Here is a 7,591-nt window from a genome sequence, read left to right on the forward strand (position 1 = left end):
AACCTCGTCAGGCGTCGATGTTGGAGAACAGGGAAACCGGAAGCTCGATTCCGTATGCCAGCATCCGGTCCGTGAAACGCGGGCGGATGCCGGTTGCGCGGAACTTGCCTACCACGTTGCCGGCTTCGTCCACACCTTCCCGCTCGAACATGAAGATGTCCTGCATCGTGATGATGTCTCCCTCCATCCCCGTGATCTCCGAGATCGATACGATCTTGCGTTGACCGTCGGAGAGACGGCCGACCTGAATCAGCACGTTGATCGCGCTGGCGATCTGCTGCCGCATTCCCTTTTCGGGAAGATTCAGGCCTGCCATCGAGATCATCGTCTCCAGTCGCGCCAGTGCGTCCCGGGCATTGTTCGCGTGGAGAGTCGTGAGCGAGCCATCGTGACCGGTGTTCATGGCCTGGAGCATGTCTACGGCCTCGGATCCTCGTACCTCACCCATGATGATCCGATCGGGCCGCATCCGGAGAGCGTTGATGAGGAGCATCCGCTGGGATACCTCTCCGGCGCCCTCCACGTTGGCCGTGCGCGTCTCGAGGCGGACGACATGAGGCTGACGCAGCTGAAGCTCCGCCGAGTCCTCGATCGTGACGATTCGCTCCGAGGCCGGAATCGACTCCGAAAGCATATTCAGCAGCGTCGTCTTACCCGCGCCGGTCCCTCCGGAAATCAGAATGTTCAAACGCGCCTTGACGATCCCCTGGCATAGCTCGAGCATCGCCGGGGTGAGGGTCTGCGTCCTCAGCAGGTCAGGGGCAGACAGCACATCCTTCTTGAACTTCCGGATCGACAGATGCGGCCCATCCAGTGCCAGCGGCTGAATGATGGCGTTGACCCGGGATCCATCGGCCAGCCGGGCATCGACCATAGGGGAGCTGTCGTCGATTCGCCGCCCCACGGCCGAGACGATGCGATCGATGATCTGCAGTAGATGGCGATCGTCCTTGAAACGCACGTCGGTCTTTTCGAGGCGACCGTTTCGCTCGATGTACACCCGCCGATACGTGTTGACGAGAATGTCCGATACGGTGGGATCCTGGAGCAGCGGTTCGATCGGACCGAGCCCGAAGATCTCATCCAGGATCTGGGTGACCAGGTCCTCCCTCTCGTCGTAATTCAGAGGGGTGGTTTCCCGCGCCAGAAGGTCGTGGACGACCTTCCGGATCTCCTCGACGACCTGGGCTTTGTCCAGGGCGTCGATGTTGGAGAGATTGAGACGCTCCAGCAGCTGCCGGTGGACCCGGACCTTGATCTCCTGCATCAGGCCCGCATCCTGTTCCTCGCCCTGTGCACGGGCCGGAGTCGCCTGCTGGGGCGCGCCCTGGCCGTCACCCCAGGGGAGGGGCACTCCCGCCTGTGCAGTCTCGCCGGTCCCGGTGGCTTCCGTGTCCGGGCGGTTGGGTTCGTTCATCAGACCTGGCTCCTCTTGCTACCGCCGAACATTTTTCGAAGGCCTCCGAGCAGACCGTCTCCGTCCTGACTATCCATGGTCACCCCCGTCATGCTCGCCACCAGCGCCTTCATGTCCCGAGCGAAGGCCGATTTGTCCGTCAGCACGACGGGCTTGCCGGAGTTGATCGAGTTCATGACCGCCTCGAAATCGTTTCCGAGGGTCCAGTATACCGACAGTCCGAGCGTCTTCTCGATCTCCTTGAGCGAGATCGGGTCGCTGGTCTGGTATCGGTTGACCACCAGACGCAGCCACTCGTCGCCTTTGACCGCGCCCATGCGCTCGAGAAGCGGTAGGCAGCGGGTGATGTTGCGCAGCGAAGGCAAATCGACGTTGGTGATGAGGAAGACCTGATCCGCCTGCTCGAACGTCGCCAGCGTCGGCGGCGAGAAGGACTTGGACGTGTCCACGATGACGTAGTCGTAGTGCTGCTTGAGAAAATGCAGGATCTGCCGAATCTGGTCTCCCGTGACCGTCTCCGCCTTGGCGGGATGAAACGGCGCGGAGAGAAGCTCGACGCCGGACTCGTGGCGCTCGATGTAGGAGGCCAGGAGGCCCGCGTCGACCCGGTGGAAGTTCCGTACGAGATCCACGAAGCTGAACCGGGGCTCGACGCCGAGCAGCAGCGCCGTCTCACCCAGCTCGAGATCGAGGTCGACGAGAAGGACCTTCTTTCGGGTCGTGAGGTGCAGGGCCACGGCCACGTTGGTGGCGACGCACGTCGATCCGGTGCCTCCCTTCGGACTGAAGAAGGCGAGAAGCTTGGCCGGTTCCTTCCGTCGATCTTCTACCTTGCGGCCGAGTTTTCGACTCAACCGGTCGATCGCCTCCTGTACGGAGGCCTCCGTCAGGGGCTTCTGCAGGTATTCCGAAACCCCCGCCTGCATTGCCTGAAGGAGTTGCTCGGGCGTCAGGGTCGGCCCCACGGCGATGATCTTCCGGCCGGGGGCTCCCTCTCCGAGGAACTGCGCGAACTTGAGGCCCATGACCGGATCATCGTCCAGGTCGAGGAAGATGAGCTCCGGGTTCAGCTGGCGGAGCTGCTCCAGCCGGGAGTCGTCGATCTCGGTGAACGGCACCGGGATTTCGAGCCCGATCCGGATCCCGGACGCTTCCGAGTCCCCATCGACAACCTGTCGGAGGAGGGTTCGGACGTCTCCGTCCGTGGAGATGACCGCGGTTCTGATCTCGATTCCGTTCATGGCTCGACGCTGAGTGGGTTCACGTTCACGGCCGCTGCTCGACGGCTCACTGGCCGTCCAGCGCGGGCAGAGGCTCCATCAGACTGTCATCCCAATTCCAGGCGTCCGGCTCCCCGGTCGGCACGGGCGGCGACTGATCCATCGGCTGCACGAGCCGAGGCGTGACCAGAACGAGCAATTCGCTCCGGTTCTGCCGCATCTCCTTCGAACGGAAGAGGCTGCCCAGGACCGGGATATCGCCGAGAACGGGAATCTTGTCGACGTCCTCGATGATCGAGTTGTCGATCAGTCCCGCGATGGCGAACGTCTGTCCGTCCCCCAGCTCGATCTCCGTCTCCGCCTTGCGGGTCAGGATCGACGGAATATTGAATCCCTGCAGCGTAAGGCCGTTCGCGAAGTCGAGGGTGGACACCTCGGGAGCCACATGCAGGCGCACATTCCCACTGGGCTGGATCGTCGGTGTGAAGTTCAGACGTACGCCATACTCTCTGAACTGGATCGTGACGGCTCCAGCCGCGGCTCCACCCTGAACGACGGGATACGGAAACTCACCGCCCGCGAGGAAAGAGGCTTCCTGACCATGCACGGCGAGCAGGTTCGGTTCGGCCAGGCTCCGGAACAGCCCGTTCGACTTGAGCGCCTGGATGAAGGCCCCGACGCCGTTCCGGTGATCGATCAGGAAGATGTTGAGCGCGTCCGAGAACGTCTGGGTCACTCCCTGGGCGGCGTCTCCCGTCAACCCAAGCTCCCCGGAAGGCGGAGTCGGTCGACCGGTTCCCACTCCGCCCGAGATGTCGTCTCCGACTCGCAGGATGTTGATGCCCGCTCTCTCAAGCGCGGTGCGACTGACTTCGGCGAATCGGACCTGCAGAAGCACCTGACCGGGGTCCGGAACACTGAGGTGATTGACAATGCTGGGATCCTCGGCCTCCACTCCCAGGAAGCCCGCTGTAATCGCTACCACTCTGTCGGCCGTGAGTTGCTGCGAGACATGGCCCGAGAGGATCACGGATCCTCCCGTCGCCGTGACGGAAATGCTATCCTCCGGGAACAGCTCCCGAAGGTCGGCTTCCAGACTGGTCGCGTCGGGGGTGACCCGCACGGCGTACATCCGCCGTCCGCCGGCGTTGTCCCACAGAATGAAGGTGGTCGTTCCGGGAGCCTTGCCGTTGATCACGATCTCCTGCGACGAGATCGGTACGGCATCCGCGACCTCCGGATCGGCAATCGAAACGCGCCGGATCACGACGGGATGTGAGACCACGTGCGAGTTGCCCAGAGGCACGTTGATGGTGCCGCTGGGGGTCACACTGCTCGAAACCACTTCCTGCCCCGTAGCCGTGCGAGCGATGGCGAGGCTGGCCAGAATGACCAATGCAAGTCCGCCGACCCGCGCGCTGCGGCTCTGCAATCGGGTCCGTATGCTGACAGCGTTCATCAGGAGCCACCCTCGTCAAGTGTTTCTGTTTCTACCTGGTTGCCCCGCCAGACTTCGATCTGCCGGGTGGGGGTCGCCGGAGGCGGTGCAGCACGCCGCGGGGCGGTCGATCGCTGCACGACCCGCTGGGCCGGAACCAGGCTGTTCAATCGCGCCCCCTCCGTGGTCACCGAATCGATGTCCAGCGTGTTTCGGAGGGCCAGCTGAATTCGCCCGCGCGTGGCCGCCAGGACCAGCTCCTCGGCCTGCTCGGGGTCCACGAGCAGGGTAATGACCGTGACCTGTATGGGCTCCCCGTTCACATTCTGTTCGACCACCTGGCCCGATGTGAGGACGGGGATATTCTGCAGGATCAGCTTCGTAACCGGGTTGTTCTGCTGGTTCCCCTGGTCCAGAGTGACGAGGACGTCGACGCGGGTACCCGGAAGAACGAATCCCGCGATGCTGATGACGTCGTCGACTCGCACGCTGACCCCGCGCATACCTTCGGGGATCACGATCGGAAGACCGCCGCCGGCCTCCTTGACCGCGATCTTCCTCGAGATGAGGGGTTCGTTGAGGGCGACGTTAGAGATCACACCGCGTCCCAGAACCTCCTCCACCGAGGCGGAGTATCCCTCCGGAAGCACGCCGCCGGGCCAGTCCACGAGCTTGACATCCTCAGCGGTCAGGACCGTTCCCAAGGGAAGATCCCGGGCGGCCACGACGACTTCGGTCACCACGGGCTCGGCCGTACGGATCGGGCTCTCCGGCTGGCGCAGGTAGTTGAGAGCCAGCCAGGCGGCGGCCAGCCCCGACAAGAGAGCCAGCGCCATCACGATGAACAACCGTCGACTACGCATGGCCACTATTCCTGTTTCTCGTCATGATCGTCAGGCTCACTTTCGAGCGGCTTACCAGAGAAGTCCGATCACGGCGCCCGCCGCAATCGCCACACCATAGGGAACCGTGACGGCCCCTTCCGTCTCGAGCGTCGGTACGGCATCGATTTCGCCGCCACTGATGGCTTTGAGCGTGAGGCCTCGAACCACCGTCCACGTGCCCGTCACGCTGGTCCGGAGGCGGCGGTGGCGAAGTGACACCAGGATCGCGAGCACGCCTCCGACCAGAGCGGTGGCGAGCAGCGCGATGAACGTTCCGTAGGGCCCGAGAAAGGCACCCACGGCCGTCAGAAGCTTGACGTCGCCGCCCCCCATGCTGCGCAGCATGAACAGCGGAAACGTGACCAGGAACGCGAGAAGGGCGCCGAGCAGGCCATCCACGAGGCTGCCGGCTCCGCCCATGGAAAGGCGCAGCACGAGGGCGACGGCGATGCCGCCCACCGTGATGAAGTTGGGTATGCGTCGGGTCCCGACATCAAAGGTCGCACCGAGTGCGACGGTCAGGACCAGACCGATTGCGCTGAGATCCACGGGTGGTCCCCTGTCTGTAACGACTGAATTCGGTTTGTGGGCCGGGCGACCTCCGAGGAGGCCGCCCGGCTGAAGGCTTCCGTCAGACCGTGTTCAGGTTGTCGCTGATGTCGTTGAAGACACCGGCGATGATCGGACCGAGGATGCGAAGGGCCGCAATCACGATAATCGCGATCAGAGCCACGAGGAGCGCATACTCGACGAGATCCTGACCAGACTCGTCCGCCCACAGAGCTTTGAAGGGTGCAAGCATTTCAATCCTCCCGGCAGTGTTTGCCGTTCACGTGTACGCGGACTCGCCCGCGCGCGATCAGTTCCGTCGGACCGTTCAGGTGACGGAGTTCAGGTTGTCGGACACATCGTTGAAGAAGCCCGAGATGGTCGGTCCCAGGAGCCGAAGAGCCGCGATGACCACGAGAGTCAGAAGAACGAGCAGCAGCGCGTACTCGACCAGGTCCTGGCCGGACTCGTCTACCCAAAGACGCCGAAGCTGCTGACTCATCCGTTTCTCCTCGTGTTCGTGCGGCCTCGAATCCATGGGACTCCACCCGGTGTGGCTCCCCCGCGGACTCAGCGCGACGCCGATCCGTTGAACGAATCGTGCCACGGTCCTGCCCCCGTCCCACTCGAGAATGGGAGGCAAGGCGTTCCGCTACCTGGTGGGCAATCCCCGTACCTGATTCCGACGTAACATATACCTGTGACCATAAATCATTGACATGACGGTATATAGCGATCGACATGCGGGCTGCCGGCGGGGCCGAAGTCGGCGGCCAGTGGCTGCGAGAACGTGCAATCTGCACTGTCTTGCCGGATCCGGAGAGTCTGTGGCCCGGGTCGGCGCCGGACCGCAACTTTTGACGTCCATGCAAGCCAGTGTCGCCTCCGGATTCTCGTCGCGGGCCAGGTTGCCTGTTCTCAAGGTCGTACCCACAACGGATGATTGTTGCACGCGCGCCACACCAAATATCACCCCACGGGGGGTGGCCGGCGCAAGGGGGGAGGAAAAGCGTGGATCGAGGAGGGCTACGTTACGACGGGATTCACGGATACGAGGTCATCGTCAGCCGGAGGTGTCACCTTCGGTTGGCGGACTGCAATATCGCACCTCCTTCAGGTTGGCGCCGACGAAGACGAGCTCACAGATCGCCCGGGCACGCCCGTCCACGAAGGGTTCCCTCTGACCGGACACGAACCACTGGTACCGCGTCTCGTCCCCGGTCGTGCGCGACCGCCAGAAGCCGTTCCCGGTGGCTCCCTTCCGCTTCGGATTGGTGAGGATGTCGCGCTCCTCGATCGTCATTCCGGGTATGAAGACGCCTTCACGGATGGCATCCGCGATGTCCGTCGGCGTATCCGGATGAGCCGTGAGCCATTCTTCGCGCACGTCCGTGCCGCTGAGGTCGGACTTCGCGCCGCCGGGCTCGCCAGGCAGATAGGCCCTTCCGGCGCAGGCCTGGGTGGAGAGGGCGGCCAGGGCGAGGCCTGCGAATAACGGTCTCAGGTCTCTCATGGCTGTGCACGCTCCCGGTCGTTCACGACAGGCTCTTCTGCTCGGACATTCCCGAACGAAGATGTGCCGATGCGCCGTCGCACGCCAGCGTTCATCCCGATCCGAGCCCCGGGCAGCTCTCGAGCAGAACCGCGAGGGCCGCCGCGAGGCTGACTCCCACGAGAAACACCTGTGGCAGCCGATCCCCGTGCCGCTGCGCTTCCCGGCAGTGCGGGCAAAGACGCGCGTCATCCGGAATGACCGCCTCGCACTTGTTGCACTGCTTCATGAGACCCCTTTCCCCGGGTCGACAGCTTCCTCTTCTGAAGATACTCCAGCGGCGTCCGCGCTGATCCAGCGGACCAGGAAGGACCCTCCCACGAGTATGGTGATGTAGTTGAGGAAGAAGCGCCATACCGCCGTGTACGCGACCAGGAGGTTGTCCGCCAGGAAGGGGCTCATCAGCGCCGGAGCCAGCATCTCACCCACTCCGCTGCCGCTCGGTGTCGGCATGAAGTAGAGGAGGAACTGCAGCAGGATGTGAAGGGTGACCACGTCCCAGAACTCCGCCATCACTCCGAAACCCCTGAG

At 63.5% G+C, this 7,591-nt stretch carries 9 protein-coding genes and 1 pseudogene; all 10 read right to left on the reverse strand.

Going from position 1 to position 7,591, the window contains the following annotated elements:
• Positions 1-7: 7 nt before the first annotated feature.
• Positions 8-1,417, reverse strand: coding sequence for a TadA family conjugal transfer-associated ATPase (locus AC36XV_RS14135; protein ID WP_492204332.1), 1,410 nt, complete (start codon positions 1,415-1,417; stop codon positions 8-10).
• Positions 1,417-2,658 carry a CpaE/TadZ family protein gene (locus AC36XV_RS14140; protein ID WP_492204333.1) on the reverse strand — a complete coding sequence of 414 codons (1,242 nt, stop codon included), beginning with the start codon at positions 2,656-2,658 and terminating at the stop codon, positions 1,417-1,419. The genes AC36XV_RS14135 and AC36XV_RS14140 overlap by 1 nt, the downstream gene beginning before the upstream one ends.
• 46 nt (positions 2,659-2,704) lie before the next feature.
• The gene (locus tag AC36XV_RS14145) at positions 2,705-4,096 is read right to left on the reverse strand and encodes a type II and III secretion system protein family protein (protein ID WP_492204334.1); all 1,392 of its coding nucleotides are present in this window, start codon (positions 4,094-4,096) and stop codon (positions 2,705-2,707) included.
• A complete protein-coding gene (cpaB, locus tag AC36XV_RS14150) occupies positions 4,096-4,938 on the reverse strand; it encodes a Flp pilus assembly protein CpaB (RefSeq protein WP_492204335.1) in 843 nt (280 codons plus the stop codon). The genes AC36XV_RS14145 and cpaB overlap by 1 nt, the downstream gene beginning before the upstream one ends.
• A 51-nt stretch (positions 4,939-4,989) precedes the next feature.
• Positions 4,990-5,508 carry an A24 family peptidase gene (locus tag AC36XV_RS14155; protein WP_492204336.1) on the reverse strand — a complete coding sequence of 173 codons (519 nt, stop codon included), beginning with the start codon at positions 5,506-5,508 and terminating at the stop codon, positions 4,990-4,992.
• An 82-nt stretch (positions 5,509-5,590) separates the two neighbouring features.
• Positions 5,591-5,761, reverse strand: a complete 171-nt coding sequence (locus tag AC36XV_RS14160; protein ID WP_492204337.1) for a Flp family type IVb pilin — start codon at positions 5,759-5,761, stop codon at positions 5,591-5,593.
• A 75-nt stretch (positions 5,762-5,836) separates the two neighbouring features.
• The gene (locus AC36XV_RS14165) at positions 5,837-6,010 is read right to left on the reverse strand and encodes a Flp family type IVb pilin (protein ID WP_492204338.1); all 174 of its coding nucleotides are present in this window, start codon (positions 6,008-6,010) and stop codon (positions 5,837-5,839) included.
• 561 nt (positions 6,011-6,571) lie between these two features.
• Complete coding sequence (locus AC36XV_RS14170) at positions 6,572-7,021, reverse strand: hypothetical protein (protein WP_492204339.1); 450 nt, start codon at positions 7,019-7,021, stop codon at positions 6,572-6,574.
• A 91-nt stretch (positions 7,022-7,112) separates the two neighbouring features.
• Positions 7,113-7,289: a hypothetical protein gene (locus tag AC36XV_RS14175; protein WP_492204340.1), complete on the reverse strand. Its 177-nt coding sequence runs from the start codon at positions 7,287-7,289 to the stop codon at positions 7,113-7,115.
• Positions 7,286-7,591: pseudogene (locus tag AC36XV_RS14180) on the reverse strand (hypothetical protein); the annotation flags it as partial. The pseudogene AC36XV_RS14180 and the gene AC36XV_RS14175, both read right to left, overlap by 4 nt.

It is taken from the genome of Candidatus Benthicola sp. (assembly GCF_058719085.1).